At 45.6% G+C, this 23,966-nt stretch carries 21 protein-coding genes, 1 tRNA gene, 1 other RNA gene, 2 pseudogenes and 1 riboswitch; of the genes and pseudogenes, 16 read left to right on the top strand and 9 right to left on the bottom strand.

Going from position 1 to position 23,966, the window contains the following annotated elements; translation table 11 throughout:
- Positions 1-45: 45 nt before the first annotated feature.
- On the bottom strand, positions 46-663 hold the full coding sequence (locus ICN35_RS02340) for a Crp/Fnr family transcriptional regulator (RefSeq protein ID WP_216123963.1): 618 nt from the start codon (positions 661-663) through the stop codon (positions 46-48).
- 82 nt (positions 664-745) lie between these two features.
- A riboswitch (cobalamin riboswitch) is annotated at positions 746-962 on the top strand.
- Between the two features lie 140 nt (positions 963-1,102).
- On the opposite strand from ICN35_RS02340, the gene ICN35_RS02335 reads away from it, so the two are divergent.
- The 5 genes and pseudogenes from ICN35_RS02335 (at position 1,103) to ICN35_RS02315 (ending at position 4,767) form a co-directional block, all read left to right on the top strand.
- Positions 1,103-3,124, top strand: coding sequence for a TonB-dependent receptor domain-containing protein (locus tag ICN35_RS02335; protein WP_216123962.1), 2,022 nt, complete (start codon positions 1,103-1,105; stop codon positions 3,122-3,124).
- A gap of 28 nt (positions 3,125-3,152) precedes the next feature.
- Positions 3,153-3,434: a hypothetical protein gene (locus tag ICN35_RS02330; RefSeq protein WP_215296609.1), complete on the top strand. Its 282-nt coding sequence runs from the start codon at positions 3,153-3,155 to the stop codon at positions 3,432-3,434.
- Positions 3,415-3,630, top strand: a pseudogene (locus ICN35_RS11470) (cell division protein ZapA); the annotation flags it as partial. The gene ICN35_RS02330 and the pseudogene ICN35_RS11470, both read left to right, overlap by 20 nt.
- Before the next feature lie 99 nt (positions 3,631-3,729).
- Positions 3,730-3,948, top strand: a non-coding RNA gene (ssrS, locus tag ICN35_RS02320) — 6S RNA.
- Complete coding sequence (locus tag ICN35_RS02315) at positions 3,949-4,767, top strand: sulfite exporter TauE/SafE family protein (protein WP_216123961.1); 819 nt, start codon at positions 3,949-3,951, stop codon at positions 4,765-4,767. It begins immediately after the preceding RNA gene.
- Here ICN35_RS02315 and ICN35_RS02310 read toward each other — a convergent pair whose 3' ends face one another.
- The 6 genes from ICN35_RS02310 to ICN35_RS02285 all read right to left on the bottom strand — a co-directional run bounded on the left by ICN35_RS02310 (position 4,768) and on the right by ICN35_RS02285 (position 11,813).
- Positions 4,768-6,291, bottom strand: a complete 1,524-nt coding sequence (locus ICN35_RS02310) for a malonyl-CoA synthase (RefSeq protein ID WP_216123960.1) — start codon at positions 6,289-6,291, stop codon at positions 4,768-4,770.
- 39 nt (positions 6,292-6,330) lie between these two features.
- The gene (locus ICN35_RS02305; RefSeq protein WP_216123958.1) at positions 6,331-7,311 is read right to left on the bottom strand and encodes a tripartite tricarboxylate transporter substrate binding protein; all 981 of its coding nucleotides are present in this window, start codon (positions 7,309-7,311) and stop codon (positions 6,331-6,333) included.
- A gap of 174 nt (positions 7,312-7,485) precedes the next feature.
- A complete protein-coding gene (locus ICN35_RS02300; protein WP_216123956.1) occupies positions 7,486-8,790 on the bottom strand; it encodes a malonyl-CoA decarboxylase domain-containing protein in 1,305 nt (434 codons plus the stop codon).
- Positions 8,791-8,925: 135 nt separating this feature from the next.
- A complete protein-coding gene (gene lgt, locus ICN35_RS02295) occupies positions 8,926-9,717 on the bottom strand; it encodes a prolipoprotein diacylglyceryl transferase (protein WP_215296605.1) in 792 nt (263 codons plus the stop codon).
- A 12-nt stretch (positions 9,718-9,729) separates the two neighbouring features.
- Complete coding sequence (locus ICN35_RS02290; RefSeq protein WP_216123954.1) at positions 9,730-10,194, bottom strand: DNA polymerase III subunit chi; 465 nt, start codon at positions 10,192-10,194, stop codon at positions 9,730-9,732.
- 14 nt (positions 10,195-10,208) lie between these two features.
- Positions 10,209-11,813 (bottom strand): leucyl aminopeptidase, encoded by a 1,605-nt coding sequence (locus ICN35_RS02285; protein ID WP_370625653.1) that lies wholly within the window; start codon positions 11,811-11,813, stop codon positions 10,209-10,211.
- A 174-nt stretch (positions 11,814-11,987) separates the two neighbouring features.
- On the opposite strand from ICN35_RS02285, the gene lptF reads away from it, so the two are divergent.
- The 3 genes from lptF to ICN35_RS02270 all read left to right on the top strand — a co-directional run bounded on the left by lptF (position 11,988) and on the right by ICN35_RS02270 (position 15,259).
- Positions 11,988-13,103, top strand: a complete 1,116-nt coding sequence (lptF, locus tag ICN35_RS02280; protein WP_216123952.1) for an LPS export ABC transporter permease LptF — start codon at positions 11,988-11,990, stop codon at positions 13,101-13,103.
- A complete protein-coding gene (gene lptG, locus ICN35_RS02275) occupies positions 13,100-14,254 on the top strand; it encodes an LPS export ABC transporter permease LptG (RefSeq protein WP_216123950.1) in 1,155 nt (384 codons plus the stop codon). The genes lptF and lptG overlap by 4 nt, the downstream gene beginning before the upstream one ends.
- A gap of 63 nt (positions 14,255-14,317) precedes the next feature.
- A complete protein-coding gene (locus ICN35_RS02270; protein ID WP_215296601.1) occupies positions 14,318-15,259 on the top strand; it encodes a CysB family HTH-type transcriptional regulator in 942 nt (313 codons plus the stop codon).
- A gap of 37 nt (positions 15,260-15,296) precedes the next feature.
- Here the strand turns inward: ICN35_RS02270 and ICN35_RS02265 are convergent.
- Positions 15,297-15,381, bottom strand: a tRNA-Leu gene (locus ICN35_RS02265).
- A gap of 152 nt (positions 15,382-15,533) precedes the next feature.
- Between ICN35_RS02265 and ICN35_RS02260 the strand changes: the two genes are divergently transcribed.
- From ICN35_RS02260 to rng, 8 genes and pseudogenes are all read left to right on the top strand, one after another.
- Positions 15,534-16,253 carry a YebC/PmpR family DNA-binding transcriptional regulator gene (locus ICN35_RS02260; RefSeq protein WP_215296600.1) on the top strand — a complete coding sequence of 240 codons (720 nt, stop codon included), beginning with the start codon at positions 15,534-15,536 and terminating at the stop codon, positions 16,251-16,253.
- Between the two features lie 21 nt (positions 16,254-16,274).
- On the top strand, positions 16,275-17,552 hold the full coding sequence (gene purD / locus ICN35_RS02255; RefSeq protein ID WP_216123948.1) for a phosphoribosylamine--glycine ligase: 1,278 nt from the start codon (positions 16,275-16,277) through the stop codon (positions 17,550-17,552).
- Between the two features lie 95 nt (positions 17,553-17,647).
- Positions 17,648-18,499 (top strand): oxygen-dependent coproporphyrinogen oxidase, encoded by an 852-nt coding sequence (hemF, locus tag ICN35_RS02250; protein WP_255535688.1) that lies wholly within the window; start codon positions 17,648-17,650, stop codon positions 18,497-18,499.
- Complete coding sequence (locus ICN35_RS02245) at positions 18,496-19,185, top strand: nicotinate-nucleotide adenylyltransferase (protein WP_216123939.1); 690 nt, start codon at positions 18,496-18,498, stop codon at positions 19,183-19,185. Before hemF ends, ICN35_RS02245 begins: the two co-directional genes overlap by 4 nt.
- Positions 19,186-19,230: 45 nt before the next feature.
- A pseudogene (gene rsfS / locus ICN35_RS02240) lies at positions 19,231-19,617 on the top strand (ribosome silencing factor); the annotation flags it as partial.
- 28 nt (positions 19,618-19,645) lie between these two features.
- Positions 19,646-20,089, top strand: coding sequence for a 23S rRNA (pseudouridine(1915)-N(3))-methyltransferase RlmH (gene rlmH, locus ICN35_RS02235; RefSeq protein WP_216123937.1), 444 nt, complete (start codon positions 19,646-19,648; stop codon positions 20,087-20,089).
- On the top strand, positions 20,082-20,717 hold the full coding sequence (locus ICN35_RS02230) for a nucleoside triphosphate pyrophosphatase (protein ID WP_370625652.1): 636 nt from the start codon (positions 20,082-20,084) through the stop codon (positions 20,715-20,717). The genes rlmH and ICN35_RS02230 overlap by 8 nt, the downstream gene beginning before the upstream one ends.
- On the top strand, positions 20,714-22,177 hold the full coding sequence (gene rng / locus ICN35_RS02225) for a ribonuclease G (RefSeq protein WP_216123935.1): 1,464 nt from the start codon (positions 20,714-20,716) through the stop codon (positions 22,175-22,177). The genes ICN35_RS02230 and rng overlap by 4 nt, the downstream gene beginning before the upstream one ends.
- A gap of 23 nt (positions 22,178-22,200) precedes the next feature.
- On the opposite strand, the gene msbA is transcribed toward rng, so the two are convergent.
- The gene (msbA, locus tag ICN35_RS02220) at positions 22,201-23,964 is read right to left on the bottom strand and encodes a lipid A export permease/ATP-binding protein MsbA (protein ID WP_216123934.1); all 1,764 of its coding nucleotides are present in this window, start codon (positions 23,962-23,964) and stop codon (positions 22,201-22,203) included.
- Positions 23,965-23,966 lie beyond the last annotated feature (2 nt).

The raw sequence follows: 23,966 nt of genomic DNA, 5'->3' as shown, positions 1-23,966 counted from the left end.
CCCCTAAATCCTCAATATCCAAATAGATATGAGGCTTCAGAAGACTTATATAAAAAGCTCTTTATGCTTAGTTTTGAGGCGACTCAAAGTCTCCGGGGAGAGATTCAGGTAGGCGGCCAGCTCTTTTTTGGGGAGAAGCTCAAAGAGATCTTCATATTTGCGTAAAAAGCGCTCTACTCGGCCAGGGGCATCGAGCATATGCAAGGTAATGGTATGAGCCATGATCTCGCTCATCAAGCGCATGACCTCAAATTCAAAACTTTCCTTCAGCGACTTATGTTCATCTAGAAACTCAGCCCACTTTTTAAGGGGCATCCGAGCCACACGAGCCTTGGTTACACAGGCAATACTGTAGGGGGCTGCGGTCTTTAGGCGCCATGCTGCATAGCTCGTTTCAATATCTTTTTCAATCGCAAAACGCAAAATCATTTCCTTAGCATCTGCACTGGAAACAATCCGCTTGAGAATGCCATCCAGCACAAAATACTGCTCCATCTGGTGATCGCCTTGATGCAAGAGTATTTCTGATTTTTTGAGATCCGAGACCTCTAAATGGCGCTCTAATTCGACCATCACAGTTTCATTGAGGCTTTTGAGAACTGAGTTTTGCCTCAACTGAAGCCGAATCAAGTTTTTTTCGGGGTGCTTATCTAATACGGTCATGATTCCTTCATCCTGGGTCTCATATTGTAGGCTTTTTTATCCCAATAACTAGATAAAAACCCTAACCCAGCATCTAAGTAGGCTAGAATTGAACAGTCGTGGTGCTTTGTTGCAATGCAATAGAGTTAAACGGGAAACACTAAACGTGTGCTGCCCCCGCAACGGTAAGTAAATACCTCCGAAATAATCATTTTGGAGGTCAGGAATCTGAAATACGCCACTGTGCGCGTCAATCGCATGGGAAGGCCAGATTCTGAGATTTACTAGCCCGGATACCGGCCAAGACAGGTGGAATTTCGCGGACGGGGACCTTCGCGCGCCGATGACAGCGCTCGGTCCAACCCTGCCGCCAAATTGACGCCAATCTCCTGCACGAGAAATTCTGTTCGACCCAGCTTACGGGGAAGTGAGCTAGGCAGTTGATAACAGAAAGTCAAAAATGACACAGCAGTTCAACAGGAAATATCTTGGCGCATTTCTATGCTTCCCTCTATTTGTCCTTAGCAGCACGGCAATTTCACAAAACAACTCCAGCGTTTCAGTTACTAACTCACTAGATCCAATCAATCCAGTAATTGTTACTGCAACTCGCACACCAAAATCTGGAAATGATGTTTTAGCTGACTTCACCTACATCAGCAGGGAAGAAATTGAAAATTCTGCACAGTCTAGTCTTCCCGACTTGCTGCAACAACAACGAGGCATTCAAATATCAAGCTCTGGTGGTGCAGGCAACCTTTCGAGCGTTTATTTGAGAGGTGCAAGCAATGCACAAAGTCTAGTTTTGATTGATGGCGTCAAAATTGATTCGACTGGCGGTGGGGCAATTTGGAGCGCTATTCCACTATCTCTCATAGACCACATTGAAATTATTTATGGACCACAAAGCACTTTTTATGGTTCGGATGCGATGGGCGGTGTTGTGCAAATATTCACCAAAAAAGGTGGTGGTCCCACACAATTTGAAGCATCTGCTGGATATGGGGCCTATAACACCAGCATTACAAATGCAGCAGTATCTGGCTCACTTGGAAAAGAGAGCGCAACCAACTACTCAATAGGCATCAGCCAAGAAAATTCGGTAGGCTTTAATACAGTAGCACCAAATAATCCACACTATAGAGGCGGAGCGAACTACTCGACAACCCTCCCATCACCTTACCCAACCACGCCAACGGGATACACCCGCTTGGGAGCAAGCGGGTCACTCTCCACAGTTTGGTCTGCAGGACAAGAGCTGGGATTAAAGATATTTGCGAGTAAAAACAGCTACCAATATCCAAGTAATGAATATTTAAGCGGCAATGCAGAGGTAGCACAAGGCATCAATCAACTCGCCATTTTTTCAGCGTACTCAAAAAATCAAATTTCCGATATCTGGCAAAGCTACTTTCAGGCATCAAGCTCTACAAACGCTTCTCAAAGTTTGACCTCACAAAGCAATGATCGACTGGTAACTCCATCTTACGATTTTCTGTGGCAAAACGACATCAAAGTTGGTACAGATAAATTACAAGTCCTGCTAGAGCGAAATATTCAATATGCAAATATGAATAACTCTGCATACCAAACTTATTGTGGCTACTCTTCAGATCCAAACGCTTGCAGCAATATTAATATCAATCAACAGCGCACAACTAATTCAATTGCTGGATCTTACGAATTGAAACGGGGTAATAATCTGGCAACGCTAGCCCTTAGAAATGATCAAATCTCTCAATATGGATCAAAGGTCACCTATAGTGCGGCCTATGGTTATTTCATAACCAAGGAATTAAGAACAAATATTAATTACGGTACAGGCTTCAGAGCTCCATCGTTTAATGATTTTTATTACCCAGGATATGGGACTGCAAACCTTAAACCAGAGACAAATAAAAACCTTGAAGCAGGTATTCACTATGAGACTCGTAACTATGGGGTCCATTTAACTGCATATCAAAATAGGATTGAAAACTTTATTCTGCCAATCAATTGCTATGACAGTGACTTCAACTGCGGCAATCCAGCCTACTATTCTGGATCACATCCAGTGAACTTTAGCCTAGTCCAAATCAAAGGCGCTTCATTGGGTGTTGATGGAAAAATCAATGATCTTTCTTTAAAAGCATCGGCTGATGCTATGAGCACTGTAGACCAAACTACAGGTTTAGACGTGCCAAATCGAGCAAACTGGGTTGGTAATTTCTTAGCCGATTACAAGATAAATAAATTAAACGTGGGGACCAATATCACTCTTTCAGGACCTCGCTGGGGTGGCGTGAATGGAACACAAACGGCAAATACCTACAACATGCAAAGCTATACATTAGTGGGTTTATACGGCAGCTACCAAATTGAGAAAAATTTGTCCACTTTTATACGCTGGAATAACGTCTTTAATTCTCAGTACCAGACAAATTATGGCTATGCCAACCCAGGATCCAATGTATTTGTAGGCTTGCGCTACGCCATGAAATAACCCTTTAGTTTCAGACTACAATGCCAATATGAACGAGCCTATCTCTCATTTCACTGGCGATGCAAATCTGGGTGCCCTGAGCGCATCCATTCAGCGCCTGTCTGAGAAGATTTCACTAATTCAAGAAGCTGTGCGCAATCTCAATCAAAGTCATGTGCTGCTTGAGGGCAAAATCGAGGATGCTCAAAAACGGGTTCAGCGCATTTTGAGTCGCTTGCCAGAACAAAGTGATGGTCGTCAACTAAACTTACTTGGCGAAGCAATTCCACCAACCAATCCAGAGGACGACAGTGAGCCAACAACGCATTGAAGTAACTCTTGCCGGTCAAAAGATCACTCTAGCAACCAGCACTGAACACGAACCACTGCTTCGTGCCGCCTGTGTGTTGGTCGATGAACAAATTCAACTGGCTATTAGCGGTGGTAACCGCAGCATTGAACGAGCCAGCATGATGGCCGCACTCAAGATTGCAGGTGACTTCATTACATTGCAGAAAAATCAATCGCAACAAAGCTCTTCTTCAAATGTGAGCTCTCATGAAGTAGCTCGTCTTCAAGCGGAAATTCGTGGGCTTGAAGAACAAGTGGACACTTTGTTGCAAACTCTTTCCCTGCCTGGTTCGCCAAGGCCAATAGTTCCTTGAACCGATGCGCAAGCATCCGGAACGATCTTTACCTTGTGGGCGTGAGCGTTTTGCAAGTTCACAGTGCCAACTCAGACTTGGTCACTCCCTGAACCTCTTAATGCACCCGAAGCAGAGTAGCCGTTCCACCTTGAACCTTTGGGTTCAGGATGACGGCCTAGCGGCCAAGGCGGGGAATTCATGTTACTAAGCGATATCCTGATGCTGATACTGTGTGGCAGTATCTCTGGATTTTTAGCAGGACTTCTCGGAATTGGTGGTGGCATGATTTTGGTGCCGTTCATGATCTTAGTTTTTAATCACCTAGGCTTTAACCAAGAAGTGATTGTGCACATGGCCATCGCCTCTGGCATGGCGACTATTCTATTCACCACCACTTCAGCTATTTGGGCGCATCACAAACACGGTTCGATTGACTGGAAACTTGTTGCCGCCTTGAGTCCAGGTTTAGTGATTGGCAGTTTGATTGGCGGCAGTGAAATCTTTGAAGCACTCAACACCTCTTGGTTATCACTCTTCTTTGCCATCTTTATTGTGTATAGCTCTATTCAGATGATTCTGAATAAAAAACCAAGCGCAGGACGAGAGTTGCCAGGCGGTCTAGGTTTATTTTCTTTTGGGGCATTTGCGGGTAGCTTAGCCAGCTTAGTTGGTGCAGGAGGTGCATTTATCACCGTGCCATTTATGCTTTGGTGCAATGTCAAACCCCACACCGCTATGGCCACCTCTTCTGGCTTAGGGTTTCCAATCGCTGCAGCTGCCACCATTGGCTATATGTATGGTAGCTGGGATCACCCTAACCTGCCCTCAGGATCTCTGGGTTTTGTATATGTCCCAGCAGTGGCCTGTATTGTGGCGATCAGTATTTTCACTGCTCCACTTGGAGCAAAGATGGCGCGTAAGTTGAATGTTGCTCAACTCAAACGCATCTTTGGTGTGATGCTATTAATGCTTGCAGTCTTCATGTTTAATGAAAGCCGCAAGGCATTTGGCTTTTAATTATGCAGTGTATTGCTGACGCAGAATATTCTTTTGCACTTTACCCATAGCGTTACGTGGCAAGTCAGAAACAATTTCTAAACGCTTTGGTATCTTGAAATTAGCAATTTGGGTTTTCAAGGTGGCAATCATCGCTTCAGCATTTAACTTAGCTCCAGGCTTGGCTACCACCACAGCCATGACAGCTTCACCAAAGTCAGGATGCGGAATACCAATCACTGCGCTCTCATCAACGCCATCCATATCATCTATAAAACTTTCGATCTCCTTTGGATAAACGTTATAGCCACCGGAAATAATCAAATCTTTGCTGCGGCCAACAATACATAAGTAATCCTTAGGTGCTTTACCGCCATTGGCATCACCACCCCAGCGACCAACGTCACCTGTCTTGAACCAGCCATCCTTAGTAAATTCTTCGGCGGTTTTCTCAGGCATGCGCCAGTAACCCTTAAATATATTCGGACCTTTAACTTGAATGCTACCGATCTCATCAACACCACAAGGTTTATTGTCTTCATTCACCACACGTACTTTAACGCCAGGCAATGGCAAACCAACAGAACCCCCTACGCGGGCACCTTTATATGGATTAGAAACCAACATCACGGTCTCACTCATGCCATAGCGCTCTAAAATAGGCTGGCCAATGACATCCTTGAAGGTATTAAATGTCTCTGTAAGCAATGGGGCGGAACCAGAAATAAATAAGCGCATATTGCGCGCCACTTTCTTGGTGAAGCCTTTATCAGCAAGCAAACGTACATAGAAAGTCGGTACGCCCATCATCACAGTCGATTGAGGCATATGATGCATTAGCTGCGTAACATCCAAACGTGGCAACCAAATCATCTTGCTGCCATTAATTAATGCGCCATGAGCTGCTACAAACAAACCGTGCACATGGAAGATGGGTAATGCGTGCAAGAGTACGTCGCCTTTTACCCAACCCCAAAACTTTTGCAAGACCTGTGCATTGCTATATAAATTCTGATGGGTTAGCATCGCGCCCTTACTACGACCAGTAGTACCGGAGGTATACAAGATTGCAGCCAAATCATCATCTTTCGTGGCAACCGTCTTGAAGGTGTCGCTTAAGCTACCAGCACGCTCCAACAATGTTCCAGAACGATCTTCATTTAAAGTAAATACTTGTTTGGTTCCAGCCTTAAAAGCAACCTGAGATACCCAAGAGAAATTTTTTCCGCTGCAAACCACTACTGCAGGCTCAGCATTCTCAATGAAGTACTGCATCTCAGCAGCTTGATAAGCTGTATTCAGAGGCAAATACACATAACCGGCACGAATCGTAGCCAAATATAGAAAAAGTGCTTCAGGAGATTTTTCAACCTGAACTGCTATGCGCGAACCGGCTGGTAACTGCAAACTCTTCAGCAGATTGGCCATCTTCGCAGTAGCGCGCTCTAGGTCCCCCCAAGAGTAATAGAGGCCATCATGCGTTTCGATAGCGCAGGCTTTTTTATCTTTTGGAAAACCTTTTTCCAATACTGAATACAAATTCATTAGAACCTCTGATCAAACAAACATTTTAGGAAAGCGATCTTAATCCAACTTAGCGCCAGAAGCTTTAGCAACCGCAGCCCAACGCTTTATATCTGCATTAATAAATTTTGCAAATGCATCGCCGGATAAATTAGGCGTATCAGAACCATTGTTAGTCCAGATCGTCTTCATGTCCGGTGTATTAATAGCCTTTTGTACTTCTGCAATCATTTTGTCAACGATCGGCTGTGGCGTTCCCTTGGGAGCAAACAAACCATACCAAGTAGAAACCTCATAGCCCACTAAGCCAGCCTCAGCAGCAGTAGGGACGTTTGGAAAGCCAGGTGCGCGCTTTTGTGATGCTACTGCTAAGGCCACAATTGAACCATTCTTGATCTGTGCAGCAGAAGAACCCAAGCCATCAAATTCTATATCTACTTGACCAGCAATCAGGTCTTGCATTGCTGGTCCTGCGCCACGATAAGGAATATGGGTAATAAAAGTCTTGGTTAGCATTTTAAATTGCTCGCCAGCCAGGTGGTGTGAAGAGCCATTACCAGCACTCGCATAGTTAAACTTGCCAGGATTTTTTTTAAGAAGTGCAATGAACTCTTTAAGATCTTTCACTTGCACGTTCTTTGGGTTCACCACAATCACTTGCGGTGGATTTGCAACCATCGCTACTGGAATAAAACTCTTTTCAATGTCGTAGTCTAGGTTGGGATACATTGCTGGGGCGATGGCGTGATGAGCAGCGCCCATAAAAAATGTGTAGCCATCTGGTGCCGCTTTTGCTGCAATAGATGCGCCCAATGTACCACCTGCGCCACCACGGTTATCAATCACGATTTGCTTGCCCAACTGCTTAGTAAGCTGAGCAGCCAAAGGTCTTGCAAATGCATCTGTTCCACCGCCGGCTGGAAATGGAACCACAAATGTAATGGGTTTATTAGGCCACTCTTGAGCCATTACAGCTAATGGTGCAAAACAAACGACAAATAGAGCTTTTCTGAAAAAACCCTTTAATGTTTGCTGAATCATGATGTCTCCTCCACAAGCCTATTTGGCTATTGTTTGTAAGTTATTTACGTCAATTATTCACTACTGAATGCTTTGCTGAGCCTTACTACTGTCCAGTTTCTTCCCATTCTAAAGGGAATGCTCTCTAAATTCTGCTTTAGAGCTTCTACTCCAAAATCCTGCATTTATGGCTATCTAAGGCTGCATTAAACGACCTACCGCACGGGAGTAATCAATCTCACCCTGCGTAAATCGCTCATGATTCTCCTCAACTGAGGATAAATCGTACAAATAATTCACCATCAGGGCTGCTGACTGTCGTAATCCCTTGCGAGAAAGATCAGCCGCCCAGTTAATTTGATGCAACTTCGCACCATTTCCCAAATGAAACTTGGCTACTGGGTTGCCATTTCTGCCAGCAGACCCTAGGCCAAGATAAATACTTGCCAGACAAAGCAAGGCTGATTTTTCTTTTTCACTCGCATTATCGGGATGCCATCCCGCACCTAGTCGTTCAGTCCAAGACTGATTAGAAAGACCCATCGTATTCAGGGCTTGCTCCCGAGCAGTACGAATAGCTGGCTTTAATTGCACTCCTGTTTTGTCGCCACCGATATCTGCACCCGCAACAACCCAATCAATAAATCCAGGAATGGGAGAGAGAGTCACAAAAGTCTTCAGACCAGGGAACTCTGCATGCAACTGCTCAGCAACACGCTTGATCAAAAAGTTACCCATCGAAACGCCACGCAGGCCAGGCTCGCAGTTACTAATAGAATAAAACGCAGCGACTTTGTATTGGGAGTTTTGATGAACAGTCTCCGCCTTCTTATCAACTAGGGGAGTAATCACTGCGGGAATCTCAGGCAGCAAAGCTACTTCAACAAAAATCAGTGGCTCATTAGGCAATTGCGGATGAAAAAAGGCAAAGCAACGGCGATCAGGCTGCAAACGTCTGCGTAGATCATCCCAACCATCAATGGCATGCACTGCTTCATGTTGAATTAATTTCTCCAAGACTTCAGCAGGGGATTTCCAATCCACTCGATGCATCTTCAAAAAGCCAGGATTGAACCAGGAAGACAGTAAGTGGCGTAAATCGAAATCAACTGCTGTGAGTTCAGGTTGCTTTTCTAGTAGCTGCAATAAATCACGCCGCATGCCTACCAATGCTGCAGTGCCATTGCTTGCGCGATTGAGGCGACGAAATAATTCTTGCCTTGGAGGCTCAGTAACACGCTGCAGTTTGATGTAATTACGCGCGCTAGCTTCAGCAGAAAAGTTTTGCGCTGCACTCATCACCGCAGCAGGATCTGGGTTGAGTTTTTCAAACAAGAAAGTGAAAAACTTCAAATGCTGATCTTTGGAAAGCTTTCGATAGTTATTGATGACATCATCCGCCATGCTTACAGCATTAGACTCGCCTCTCTCAGAAATGAGGCGGTTTACTGCACCAGTGACACGCGAAAAATAACGCGCTTTTGCTAACTTTTCCAGCATGGGAGCCTATCTATTAAAACAGTGAATAAATCCAATAAACCATGTAGTGCTTCTTACTGGATGAATCAATTAAATCAACTGCATTTTCATTAAATTTCTAATAATGATAAAGGGATTCTCAATATGATGAAGCCCTTAAGAAATAAGGGGGGCCGAATGACGGCGTAGCAAGTAGGTGCCAAAGATCATCATTGGTATGCAGAGCCACTGACCCATCGATAGGCCAAGGCCCAAGAGCCCCAAGAAAGCATCGGGCTCACGAGCATACTCAGCCAAGAAACGACAGACTCCATAGCCTAGTAAAAATAATCCGGATATCTGTCCAATCCGGCGAGGCTTACTTGCATACATCCAAAGAATAATTCCGAGTAAAACACCTTCACCCAGCAATTGATAAATTTGTGATGGATGACGTGGAATGGAATCCACCAAGGGAAAAACCATTGCCCAAGGAAGATCGGTTGGTCTACCCCACAACTCGCCATTAATAAAATTACCTAAGCGCCCAAATGCCAATCCAAAGGGAACCAAAGGTGCCACCAAATCACTCACTACAAAAAAAGTCGTCTGACGTTTCTTTGCAAACCACCATAAGGCCACCAGAACACCCAAGAGACCGCCATGGAAAGACATGCCACCTTCCCAGATTTTCAAAATACTCAATGGGTTGGCAAGGTAAAAGCTAGGCATGTAAAAAAGGGTATACCCCAAGCGACCTCCAAGCACTACACCCAATACACCTGCAAATAATAAATCTTCTAGGTCTTTATAGGTCCAGCCCAAAGCCTGATAACGAGGAGTACGAATGCGTAAACGACCTAGCAACAGAAATTGCGCAAAGGCCATGAGATACATCAAGCCATACCAGTGAATCGCAAAGGATCCAATACGCAGTGCTGCCGGATCAAACTGTGGATGGATCAACATGAAAAATGGAAATTAACTCTTGGATTGATCAAAGTTATGGAGCTCATGACCTAATTCACGATAGGCCTTGAAGCGCTCGCGCCCTGCTAAACGCTCCGCTTCATTCACTGTTACGACTTCCACAATCCGCGGAAAGCGCTCAACTAAAGCCGACACATCTTGCGGCATGCGCATACCCAAATGAATCATGACGTCAGCATGGGGAATAGCGCTTAGATAAGGTGAAGCAAAGTTATCTGTGAGAATGATGGGTGTCTCTGCAGCGGCTTCATCGTCAATATAACAATGCGGCAAAAAGTCAGCGCTACTGAAAGTCCAAAGCAAATCATCCAGCTTCTGTAGATCCCCTTTTTCACCGACAATCACAATCTGTCGAACCGGCTGGCCCTCTGGTGTGGCGCTCCAGATTTTGCGGGTCAAGCGACAGGCATATTCCAGCTTGTCACTTACATTACTATGAAAATCAATGCGCGCCATATAAATTGGCTAACTTACTTTTGCGCAAGCAAGAAATTCACCAAGAGAGGGACTGGACGACCGGTTGAACCTTTGGCAGCACCACTCTTCCATGCAGTTCCAGCGATATCCAAGTGAGCCCATTTGTACTTCTCAGTAAAGCGCGATAAGAAGCAGGCTGCGGTGACACTTCCTGCAGGGCGTCCACCAATATTGGCAACATCCGCAAAATTGGATTTGAGTTGCTCATGATAAGCAGCATCTAAAGGTAAGCGCCATACCGTATCTAAGGAATCTTTACCCGCTTTAGTCAGAGCATCTACCAAGACTTCATCATCAGAAAACACGCCGCTATGCACATGTCCCAACGCAATGACGCAGGCGCCTGTTAAGGTTGCTACATCAATTACAGCCTTAGGTTTAAAACGCTCAACATAAGTTAGTGCGTCACACAATATCAAACGGCCTTCAGCATCAGTATTGAGAATCTCAATGGTTTGACCTGACATGCTCTTCACAATATCTCCTGGACGTGTTGCTCTACCGGATGGCATATTTTCACAGGTAGGCACTACGCCAATCACATTCTTCTTGAGCTTCATCAGTGCGGCGGAATACAAGGTGCCAATAACCGATGCGGCACCACACATGTCGTACTTCATCTCATCCATCGCTTCGCCAGGCTTCAGAGAAATGCCGCCCGTATCAAAGGTAATGCCTTTACCAACCAAGACAATTGGAGCCTCTCCAGTTTTGCCTCCTTGGTGACGCATCACGATAAATTGCGGCGGGGTTTCAGAACCCTTAGCAACAGATAAAAATGAACCCATGCCCAAAGCTTCAATTTGTTTGAGTCCTAACACTTCAACCTTCAGGGCGGTCTTTTTAGCCAAGCCCTGTACAGTCTTACCTAAATAAGTTGGGGTGCAAATATTAGGAGGAAGGTTGCCCAAGTCCTTGGCGAGATTCATCCCCTCAACCATCGCACCACCCTGCTCAATCGCTAGTTTTAATTCTTTGGCGCAAGCATTGTTGCCTGCAAAGATCAAATGCTTAAAAGTATCAGCCTTATCTTTCGCCTTAAATTTCATCGCCGGTTGGCGCACACCGAAACGATAAGCCTGATCGCCAGCATATTGAATAGTGAGCCGTACTTCTTGCGCAATCTTCTCGGATGTTTTAGAGAGCGTAAAACTCGGAGCAAACCAAATTGCATTTTCAATTGAGCCGCCACTCAATGCCTTTAATCCTGCGCGTGCCACTTTGGAATAAGCCGTCAAACTTTGATCGGCGGTTAAGCGCAGATCACCCATGCCGAGCAATAACACCCGCTTAGCTTTGACTGCATTCGCAGACCAAGATTTATCCGCTCTCAATATACAAACTGAGGCTTGTTTGCTATCTAAATCGCCCAAAACGTTGGCGTGACTAACTGAACCGCCCAAGAACAGATCTAACTCCGCCAAAACGCCGACCTTAGCCTTGGTACCTTTACTACCCGCAAATCCTTCAAAGTCAGCTTTGGAATAACCCAAAACGAGGCAATCTGTAGTTTGAGCCAGCATTGTTTTGAGGCTCGGTTTGAGCAGTTTTGCACTCTGCAGGTCAGCTTGGGGGAAAATTTTGGTGCTAAATTGAATTGTCATAATCTATTGCAGTATTTTTAGGTCGATTCAAGGGCGAAAGATAGAAATCTAGGATGTTTATCCATTATCCTCCGACATGAGATTAACCTATTTTTCCCACATCAAAATAAGTCCTTTTGGCTTTTCATATACCCCCAGAACTACGTTCAGACCCATCCATTACCATTCATGATTTTTAAAGAAGTCCTTCGCCGCGAACTTAGCTTTACTACAGGCGGAGTCTTTTTGGTCTTGGTCACCATCATGGTCACCACTTTGGTGATTCGAATTTTGGGATATGCAGCCAATGGTTCCGTTAATCCTGAAGATGCCATCGTTCTCATTTCTTTGGCTACTCTAGGCTATCTTGCCGTTTTATTAACCGTATCACTCTTTGTTGCCATACTGATTGTTTTAGTGCGCTGGTACAAAGATTCTGAAATGATCGTTTGGTTTGCTAGTGGATTAAGCATCAGTAACTTGATCCGCCCTATTTTGCAATTTGCTACTCCACTCATCATCATTATTGCCTTGCTGGCTCTTTTTGTGTGGCCTTGGGCTAATCGAGAAACCACCCTCATTAGCCAGCGCTTTCAGCAACGTGATGATGTATCGATGGTGACTTCTGGCCAATTTAAAGAATCTGCCAGAGCAGAACGCGTCTTTTTTATTGAAGAGCTTGATGTTGATAAAAGTGAAGTGAAAAATATATTCGTAGCTGACCATAAAAATGGGCGCCTCAGTATTGCAGTCGCTTCCACTGGCTATATTCAAAACGCCGAAGGCGGAGAAAAATCCATTGTTTTGCATAATGGGCGACGCTATGAAGGGCAGCCTACTGCACCTGATTTTAGAATCCTAGAGTTCAATGACTACACCACCAAGATCCGAAGCAAAGAAGCATTGGCGCCAGCCCCACGTGATCGAGAAAAAACGGTTTCCGAGTTACTGAACGACAATAATCCAACAGCATTTAATGCCAATCGCGCAGAGCTCCTTTGGCGCCTAGGTTTGCCACTGATGGCTCTGGGCTTGGTTCTGATTGCCATCCCACTAGCGTATGTCAATCCCCGCTTAGGCAATTACACTGCGATGTTTTATGCGGTCCTTATTTATTTGATTTATAGCAACCTACTGAATCTCACGCAAAACTTTGTTGCACAAGGGAAGTTCAGTGTGTTTGTCGGAATTTGGCCTATTCATCTTTTAGCATTTTTGATTGCATTTGTACTGATACGTAATCGTATTAATCCATCCATTCGGTGGTGGCGTCGTCAACTTCCCGCATCCTTTTCTCACAAATGAAACTGCTCTTTCCGTATATTTATGAGCGTTATTTAGCTAAGCAGATCTATGCGGCCTTTGGCTTCATCTTATTTGCCTTAGTTGCCCTCTTCTTATTCTTTGACATCTTGAGCGAGCTAGGCTCTGTGCAAGGTGGCTATACCCTACCAATCGCATTGCTCCATGTATTACTGAAGGCGCCGAGCCGCATTTCTGAAATTATTCCAATTGCAGGTTTGATTGGCAGCATTTATGTATTTGCCATGCTAGCCAGTCAATCTGAGTTCACCATCTTGCGTATCGCAGGACTTGATGTCAAGCATGGCCTCATTACACTTACCAAAATTTCATTACCCCTGGTGCTCCTAACCCTCATCATGAGTGAGTGGACCGGCCCTTATGCAGAAAGCAAGTCAGAACAAATTCGCATGAAGGCTTTAGGCACTAGCTACTCAGCACAATTTAAGACTGGCGTTTGGGTGAAAGATCGCCTCAGAGATGAGGACGGTAGCGGTCCCGTTCGACCAGGTGTGCGCTATGTGAATGTGGGTAAGGTCGATAAAGACAATGAGATTCGTGATATTCGGATGTATGAATTTAACGATAACTACAATCTGCTATCGATTCGGAGCGCCCCATCGGGTCATTTCGATGAAGCTGGAATTTGGGCATTAAAAGATGTGACCGAAACACGCTTCAAAGAAATCAAACAGACCGATCCTCTCAACCCCGTTTTTTCTTCGAGGACATTTACCCACCCTACTCTGACTTTAGAGTCTGAGGTCACGCCACAAATTTTGAACGTACTCTTGATCAGCCCTGAAAAAATGTCGATTGTCAGTTTAGGTCGTTTCATTATTCACCTACAAGATAACAAGCAAGATATACAACGTCACGCCATTGCCTTTTGGAAAAAAGTAGTTTACCCATTCACCATTTTTGTGATGCTGGCTCTAGCCCTCCCGTTTGCTTACTTAAAAGTACGTGCAGGCAGCGTTGGTATTAAAGTGTTTGGCGGAATCATGCTAGGGATGAGCTTCCAGCTATTTAATTCTCTTTTCTCCAACGTCGGTTTGTTAAGCGCATGGCCGACCTTCTTGACGGCCTTAATTCCGCCCATGTTCTACTTTCTATTAGCACTCCTTGCTTTGCGTTGGGTTTCTAAAGCCTAAGACCAAAAATTCATATAGAATCAGATTCCTATATCTCTTTAGATATATAGATAGGAGTCTTATATGAACCTTCATCAATTTCGTTTTGTCCGCGAAGCGGTTAGGCAAAACTTCAATCTCACCACTGCCGCCAAAGCACTCTTCACTTCTCAGCCTGGCGTATCGAAGGCCATCATCGAACTAGAAGATGAATTGGGTGTGGAGATCTTTCGTCGCCACGGCAAGCGTATTCGCTCACTCACTGAGCCTGGCAAGCGTATTCTAAGCTCGGTAGAACGAATCCTCGATGAAGTGGAAACACTAAAGCGAGTTGGCGAGGATTTTGCCAGTCAAGACCAAGGCAACTTTGTGATTGCCACCACCCATACCCAGGCTCGTTATGCACTCCCTAAAGTGCTGACTGAATTTACTAAGCGCTTTCCAAAAGTACGCGTCAGTATTCAACAAGGTAGCCCTGGGCAGATTGCGGAGCTACTAAGTCATGACCGTGCTGATATCGCCATTGCTACTGAAGGAATAGCCAATACACCTGGCGTCCTCGCTCTACCGGGTTACCAATGGCAGCACGTCGTTATGGTGCCATTGAGTCACCCGCTACTAAATCAAGCAACAGTCACTTTAGAAGAGATTGCGAAATATCCGATCATCACTTACGACAAAGCATTTGCAGGCCGCAGCAAAATTGATGCGGCCTTTGCTCAACGCAGTATTACACCCGACATCATCTTAGAAGCAATTGATGCTGACGTGATTAAAACTTATGTTGAAGCCGGTATGGGTATTGGCATTGTTGCTGGTCATGCCTACGACTCTGAAAGAGATCGCAACCTCAAAGTGATTCCCGTAGGTCATTTGTTCGGTAATAACGTCACGCACATTGGAGTTAAACAAGGTGCATACCTAAGATCTTTTGTGTATACCTTCATTGAACTTTTCTCGCCCACGCTCACCAAGAAAATTGTTGAGCAAGCAATGAGCGAGAAAGCCGAAACTTACGAAATATAGTGCTTGGAGAAATTTGACGGCTTGATTGACCGTTAAATGGTGCCTCGGGGCGGACTCGAACCGCCACGCCTTGCGGCACCGGATTTTGAGTCCGGCACGTCTACCAATTCCATCACCGAGGCAGGTGTTTGCAGTGGAAATTCTGCGCAATTTGATGCTTTGTTACTGCTAAGACATGAGAGTGTAACAAAAATTGCCTAGTTGCCGCCTACCTTGGGCATAGAACCCCTTAAAATAGAGACTTATAGCCAAATTATTAAAAGGAATTACCCGTATGGCCGGCCACTCGAAGTGGGCCAATATTCAGCACCGCAAAGGTCGTCAAGACGAAAAACGCGGCAAGATTTGGACCAAACTCATCAAGGAAATTACTGTTGCTGCCAAATTAGGCGGCGGCGATCTGACAGCTAACCCTCGCTTACGTTTAGCGATTGACAAGGCTAAAGATTCCAACATGCCGAATGACAATGTGCAACGAGCTATTCAGCGCGGCACCGGCTCTTTAGAGGGAGTGAGCTACGAAGAGATTCGTTATGAAGGTTACGGCATGAATGGTGCAGCAGTGATTGTTGATTGCCTCACCGATAACCGCACTCGCACCGTTGCAGAAGTGCGCCATGCTTTCAATAAAAATGGCGGCAATATGGGAACTGAAGGTTCAGTTGCCTTTCTATTTAAGCACTGCGGTCAAATGTTATTCGCCCCCGGCACTAGCGAAGATCAACTGATGGAAGTTGCCTTAGATGCGGGTGCTGATGATGTGATCACTCACGATGATGGATCACTTGAGGTATTAACTCCCGTGCCAGATTTTCCTAAAGTGCAAGATGCGCTTTCTCAAGCAGGATTAAAAGCCGAATTAGCGACTGTTGCCATGAGACCAGAAACAGAGATTGCGTTGGAAGGTGATCAAGCGGAGAGCATGCAAAAATTGCTGGATGCACTTGAAAACTTAGATGACGTACAAGAAGTCTTTACCAACGCTGCTCTTTAAACTCTTACTAACTCTTCTATTATGAAAATTCTTCTCGTTGGATCTGGTGGACGCGAACACGCCTTAGCCTGGAAACTGGCGCAATCTCCTCGAGTGCAAAAAGTGTATGTGGCGCCAGGTAACGGTGGTACTGCAACCGCCAAGCAAACCGCTGTTGGCATTGAGAATTTACCGATTACCGGATTAGAAGAGCTGGCTGATTTTGCGAAACGTGAAAATATTCACCTGACGGTTGTTGGTCCTGAAGCCCCATTAGCCGCAGGAATTGTGGATGTCTTCCGCAATCATGGCTTACGTATTTTTGGACCAACTCAACTGGCCGCTCAATTGGAATCCTCTAAAGACTTTTCTAAAGCATTCATGAAACGTCACGGCATTCCCACGGCTGATTACCAAACATTTTCTAGCACTCTAGAAGCTCATGCTTACATTGACGCTAAGGGTGCACCGATTGTGATTAAAGCTGATGGCTTGGCTGCTGGCAAAGGTGTTGTAGTAGCCATGAGCTTAGAAGAGGCTCATGCTGCAGTGGAGATGATGCTCGCCGATAACAAACTCGGCAATGCCGGTGCCCGCGTTGTCATTGAAGAATTCCTCACCGGTGAAGAAGCCAGCTTTATCGTTCTCGTAGATGGTAAACATGTTCTTGCGCTGGCAACCAGTCAAGATCACAAGCGCTTATTAGATGGTGACCAAGGCCCCAATACTGGCGGCATGGGTGCTTACTCTCCTGCGCCTGTTGTGACCCCAGAAATTCATGCACGGGCATTGCGTGAAGTGATCATGCCCACTGTTAAAGGTATGGAGGCAGATGGCTTGCCTTACACCGGCTTTCTTTATGCAGGCCTGATGATTACTCCAGACGGCAAAATCAAAACACTGGAATTCAATTGCCGCATGGGTGATCCAGAAACCCAACCGATCATGGCGCGCTTACGCAGCAATCTCGTAAATGCTCTTGATCACGCAGTAGATGGCAAGTTGAATGAAATAGAACTTGAGTGGGATCGTCGCACTGCTTTGGGAGTAGTACTTGCTGCCCATAACTATCCAGACACGCCTCGTAATGGCGATGTCATTACCGGTATTCCGGTTGACACTGAAGATCAAATCACCTTTCACGCTGGCACCAAACTACAAGATGGCAAAGTAGTGACGTCTGGTGGACGGGTGCTCTGCGTGGTCGGCTTGGCGGATACTGTTCGCGGCGCCCAACAAAAAGCTTACGATGCAATTAATCAAATCCAATTTGATGGCATGCAATATCGCAAAGATATCGGCTATCGCGCACTTAAATGAAAGTAAGAGCACCTTTGTCAACTCAACATACTCAAATTGATATCGCTGTCTTAAAAGATTATTTCTTAGGGCTACAAGATCGCATCACCAATGCCATGAGTGCATTAGATGGCAAAGCCTTCGCTGCAGACGAATGGCATAAACCTGAAGATAGCAAGCTCAAAGGTTATGGTCGCACCTGTACTCTAGATGGTGGGAATATCCTCGAAAAGGGTGGTGTTGGCTTCTCTCATGTTCGAGGTGATCAAATGCCACCCTCAGCTTCGCATCACCGTCCCGAAGTAGCTGGTCGCAGCTTTGAAGCGATGGGAGTATCAGTAGTCTTCCATCCTAATAATCCCAAGGTTCCAACCACCCATATGAATGTGCGCTGCTTTATTGCGCAAGCCCCAGATCAAGAACCCGTCTGGTGGTTTGGTGGCGGCTTTGATCTCACACCCTACTACGGCGTTGATGGGGATTGCAAACACTTTCATCAAACCGCAAAAGATGCTCTTGATCCATTCGGAGCAGAGCTCTACCCTCGCCTTAAAAAGTGGTGTGATGAGTATTTTTACTTGAAGCATCGTGAAGAACCCCGTGGCATTGGTGGCGTTTTCTTTGATGATTTCAACGAACTGGGCTTTGAGAAAAGTTTTGCAATGACCCGTGCAGTAGGTGATGCCTTTATTAACGCTTACCTGCCAATCGTTGAACGCCGCTATCAAGATACCTTTACCGCTGAAGAAAAAGCATTCCAAGAGTACCGACGTGGTCGCTATGTGGAATACAACCTCATCTTTGATCGCGGTACGATTTTTGGCTTGCACTCGGGTGGTCGCACCGAATCCATCTTGATGTCCATGCCCCCAGTAGTGCAGTGGTGGTACAACTATCATCCCAAGCCTGGGACACCAGAAGCTAAGCTGTATGACTATTACCTCAAACCACGTGATTGGTTAGCTTGAGCGCTCGTAAAAAAATTGGCATCCTGGGTGGCACCTTTGATCCACCCCATATAGGGCATCTCAGATTAGCGAGTCATTTTGCAAAAAAGTTGCACTTAGACGAGCTACTTCTCATACCCAGTGGTGAACCATGGCAGAAGGGCACGAACATTACAACCGCTGAAATTCGTTATCAACTCACTGAGGCTGCCGGTATTGATTTAGCCAAGGCACTTTCATATTTAAAGATACCCACAAAAGTCGGTATTGATCGCATAGAGATTGAGCGTGCTGGTCCGAGTTACAGTATTGATACTGCCAAATCCTTACGTGAACGCTTTGGTTCCCAAGCAAGCTTAATTTGGTTGACTGGATTGGACTCGTTGATTCACCTACCAACCTGGGTTGCTTGGCGCGAGTTGTTTCAGTACATGCATTTCGCCGTAGCCAGTCGACCAAACTATGATCTCATGGCTGAGATGAGCCCTGAAATTCAAGAATTACTTGATACCCGCCAAACTTTTGATCTAGCAGCTCTTGAAAATCAAGCGGCTGGCCTCATCTACATTGATGAAGGTCTTGCAGTAGACCTCTCCTCTACCGACCTCAGAAGTCGCCTTCAGTCACCTGCTCGAAGCTCTATTGAGTCTGAGCAAATTCCATCACAAACACTAGAAATCATTACAAATCTGGGCTTGTACCAGTAATCAAGCTAAGATCAAGCTCAACACTAAAAAAATTGCATAGACACCATGGACTTACGTAAATTACAACGCGTCATTATTGATGCCCTAGAGGATGTTAAGGCGCAGGATATTCGCGTTTATGACACCACCAAACTCAGCGAGTTATTTGATCGCGTCATCATTGCTACAGGGTCCAGCAATCGCCAAACACGGTCTTTAGCTATGTCTGTCAAAGAAGAGGTCAATGCCAAAGGTGGTGAAGTGATCTCTATCGAAGGCTTAGAGACTGGTGAATGGGTGCTCGTAGACTGCGGTGATATTGTGGTTCATATTTTGCAGCCGATGTTGCGCTCTTACTATCAACTGGAAGGTATGTGGGGCGCCAAACCGGTGCGCGTCAAATTGGCTAGTGCCAAAGGCCTAGCTAAAGCAAGCGAATCCGAAGATGACGAGTAATTTTTTTATTCACGCCACTTAGCCAATGCGCTTAACCATTGTTTCAGTTGGTCACAAGATGCCCGATTGGGTTGCAACGGCAACTCAAGACTACATCAAACGCATGCCAGCGGATTGTAGTATTGAGATTAAAGAAATCAAACCTGATCTCACCCCAGCAAAAGAAGCAGTCAAAATCTTAGCAGCTGTTCCAAAGGGCTCACGCGTCATTGCCCTAGATGAGCGCGGTAAAGATCAAACCACCCAGAATCTAGCTACTCAGTTAGCAAGCTGGCGTCAAGAAGGTTTTGATATTACCTTTTTAATTGGTGGAGCTGATGGTCTAGATGCCAAGCTCAAAACGCATGCACAAGCGATGTGGCGTCTCTCTAGCCTCACACTGCCACATGCGATGGCTAGAGTGTTACTGGTTGAGCAACTCTATCGCGCCTGGACTATTCTTCAAGGTCATCCATATCACCGTGAGTAATGCTGTGTATTCTTTTGTTTATCTCGCCTCTCAAAGTCCACGTCGTCAAGAGCTCTTAAAACAAATAGGGGTGCACTTTGAAATGCTCCTTCCTCAAATAGGTGAAGATGTTGAAAGCATTGAAATATCCCTCCCTCATGAAAAAGCACCTGCTTATGTAGAGCGAGTGACCTTAGCGAAAAGCGCCGTTGCACTAGAGCGCTGGAAAAAGAGTGGCTTACCTTGGGCGCCAATTTTGTGTGCAGACACCACGGTGAGTCTTCCCAATCATCCCGATGGTGAAGTCCTCGGAAAACCCTCTGATGTTGCCGATGCTACTCGCATTCTGGGAATGTTGAGTGGTAAAACCCATGAGGTATTCACTGGGGTGGCACTGACGATCACGCCTGAAGAATCACCGGTATTTTTATTGCAAGCATCTGAGGTTCAGTTTGCCGTCCTGTCGGAATCGCAAATCAACACCTATATTGCCAGCGGAGAACCTTTTGGTAAGGCTGGCGCCTACGGTATTCAAGGTGGCGGAAGCGCCTTTATCCCCTCGATCAAGGGTAGCTATAGCGGTATCATGGGACTTCCCCTTTATGAAACTGCTCAACTACTCAAACGCGCTCAAATTAACTGCATATGAATGAAGAGATACTCATCAATATCACTCCGCAAGAGACGCGGGTTGCTTTAATACAGCAAGGTGCGGTTCAGGAACTGCAAATTGAGAGAACTCGTCAACGTGGAATTGTTGGAAATATCTACCTTGCAAAAGTTGTGCGCGTATTACCAGGTATGCAGTCTGCTTTCATTGAAATTGGTTTGGAGCGTACTGCGTTTATGCACGTTGCTGACATCACCCAAAGCAATCCGCAGCCCCAAATTGAAAAATTACTATTTGAAGGTCAGACTTTATTAGTCCAAGTCTTGAAGGACCCCTTAGGCACTAAAGGCGCACGTCTGACGACCCAACTCAGTATTGCAGGGCGTAATTTAGTTTACTTACCTCCCGCAGGAACCGATACCGCTACCGAAAAATATATCGGCGTCTCCCAACGAATTGATCAACCAGAAGAGCGTGAAGCAATTAAAACTCGTCTGACTGGACTCATGGCTGAAGATGAGAAAGGCGGCATCATCGTGCGTACCAGCGCCCAAGATGCTTCAGATACCGAATTGCAACATGACATGCGCTATCTCAGAACCACTTGGGAAAGTATTCGTGAAGCAATGAAGCACAAATCTGCGCCTAGCTTACTTTACCAAGACCTGAGCTTGGCTGAGCGAGTATTGCGCGATGTTGCTGGCGAAGAAACAATTCAAATTCGGGTCGACTCGGCAGAGAATTTTGAGAAGCTCAAAGGCTTCGCCAACCTATATATGCCTAACTTATTAGGCAAGCTCACTTTGCATCGTGGCGAACGTGCCCTATTTGATTTATTTGATGTCGATGCCGAAATTAATAAAGCCTTAGGTCGACGTGTTGATCTGAAATCCGGTGGCTACCTGATGATCGATCAAACAGAATCAATGACAACGATTGATGTCAACACTGGTAGCTATGTAGGCGCCCGCAATTTGGATGACACAGTATTTAAAACCAATCTTGAGGCAGCTCAGGCCATTGCTCGGCAACTGCGCTTACGCAACCTAGGCGGCATCATCATTATTGATTTTATCGACATGATAGGCAAAGATCATCAAGAATCGGTATTGCATGAACTGAAGCGGAATTTGGAGCGTGATCACGCTCGTACTTCTGTAAGTGAATTTTCAGCATTAGGCTTGGTAGAAATGACTCGCAAGCGTACTCGTGAATCGCTGGCTCATATTACTTGTGAGCCATGTGCTACCTGCATGGGCAAAGGTGAAATCAAAACGGCACAAACGATTTGCTATGAGATCTTGCGTGAGATTGTGCGTGAGCATCGTCAATTTAATCCGCGAGAATTTCGGATCGTAGCGGCACCAGACGTGATTGACCTCTTTCTTGAGGAAGAAAATCAATTCTTGGCGCAGTTGGGCGATTTCATTGGCAAACCGATTACGCTCCAGGCAGAAGGTAGCTTCCGCCAAGAACAATACGATATCGTTCTGAGCTAAGGATCCAGACTATTTAAGCAAGATTACGCATTAGAGAATTGAATGCGATGTAAGTTGGCATACAGGCCATCTTGCTTGATCAACTCTTCATGTGAGCCGTTTTCCACAATCTTGCCGTGCTCTAAAACGACAATTCGGTCTGCATGTTCAATCGTGGAGAGACGATGCGCAATCACCAAGGTAGTTCTGCCAGCCATTAATCTTTCTAAAGCATCTTGCACTTGACGCTCTGATTCAGAATCCAAGGCAGAAGTAGCCTCATCCAAAATCAGAATCGGCGCATTTTTATAGATAGCTCGAGCAATTGCCAAACGCTGACGTTGGCCGCCAGATAAGCGGTTGCCGTTATCACCCACCATCGAATCAATCCCCTCGGGAAGCTCACGAATCATGGCACTCAAGTTGGCCGCCTCTAAAGCCTCGATCACCCGACCACGATCAATACCCTCTTCACTGGCCGCGCCATACGCTACGTTGGCAGCAATCGTGTCATTAAATAAAATGACATCCTGACTTACAAAGGCAAGTTGCTTGCGAACATCCGCCAGCACAATATCTTCTAAGGGCAAGTCGTCTAAGTAAATATGGCCACTGGTTGGCTTAAAGAACCGGGGCAGTAAGTTGACTAAGGTTGACTTGCCACCACCAGAAGGTCCAACAAACGCAACAATTTCGCCAGGCTTGATCGTGAGATCAATATTGGTCAATGCATCTTTATGCCCCGCCTCTTGCTGGTATGAGAAACCCACCTTCTCAAATCGGATTGCACCTTTGGCTTTATCCAAAGGCTTCATGTTCTGTTTGCGATCTTCAGCCTCTTCAAAAGGCTGGTCTATTAAGCCGAAAATCATTTCTGCCGCAGTGAGACCGCGTTGTAAAGGCTGATTGATATCAGCTAAATGCTTTAAAGGAGAAATCACTAACATCATTGCGGTAATAAACGCCGCAAAACCGCCTACCGTAGTGCCTTCAGTAGAAGACTGCATCAATGCAATCACCAGCACAATCGATAGCGCCATTGAGGCAATTAACTGTGTAATGGGTTGATTTAAGCCACCTGCTACGGCCGACTTCAAAGCAAATTGGCGTAAACGCTCTGCTTTTTGTAAAAAGCGATTCATTTCATATTCTTGGGCGCCGTGCACCTTCACAATCTTGTAGCCAGCAGCAGATTCCTCAACAATGTAGGCCAACTCACTCGTCAAATTTTGTTGCTCGCGATTAAGCGACCTCAAGCGTCGATTAATTTTGCTCATGATCAAAGCAATGACCGGGAAAATGATGAGTACAACTAAGGTGAGTTTCCAATTGAGATAAATCAAGTAGCCCATCAATCCCACTACAGTTAGTGAGTCGCGCACCAGGCTAATGAGCATGCCGCCCATAATTGACAGCACATTATTTACTTCAAAAACAACGGCATTAATTAAATTGGAGGCTGAATTTTTCTGAAAGAAAGCAGTACTTGCATGCAACAAGGTTTGGAACATTTGCTCACGCAGTTTGAGAAGGACCGCATTGATGACTCGGGTGAGTAAATAATTCGATAGAAACTGAGCTAGGCTACGTACTAGCGCCAATCCAACCAAAAAGACGGGTATCTGCCAGAGCTTGTCATTAAGCCCACCAGTAAAGCCGCGGTCCAATAGAGGCTTCATCAAAGCAGGGATCGAGGTCTCCGCTGCAGCCACAAAGGCCATGGCGACTAAGGAACCGATAATCAGCCCAATATGGGGCTTAAGATAGGTAATTAAGCGATTTAGAGCGGTCCGGTCTTGAGCATTCATAT

This window comes from Polynucleobacter sp. es-GGE-1, assembly GCF_018882005.1.
Lineage (GTDB): Bacteria > Pseudomonadota > Gammaproteobacteria > Burkholderiales > Burkholderiaceae > Polynucleobacter.
The sequence above is the reverse complement of the archived record's forward strand: the minus strand, read 5'-3'. Positions and strand labels throughout refer to the sequence as shown.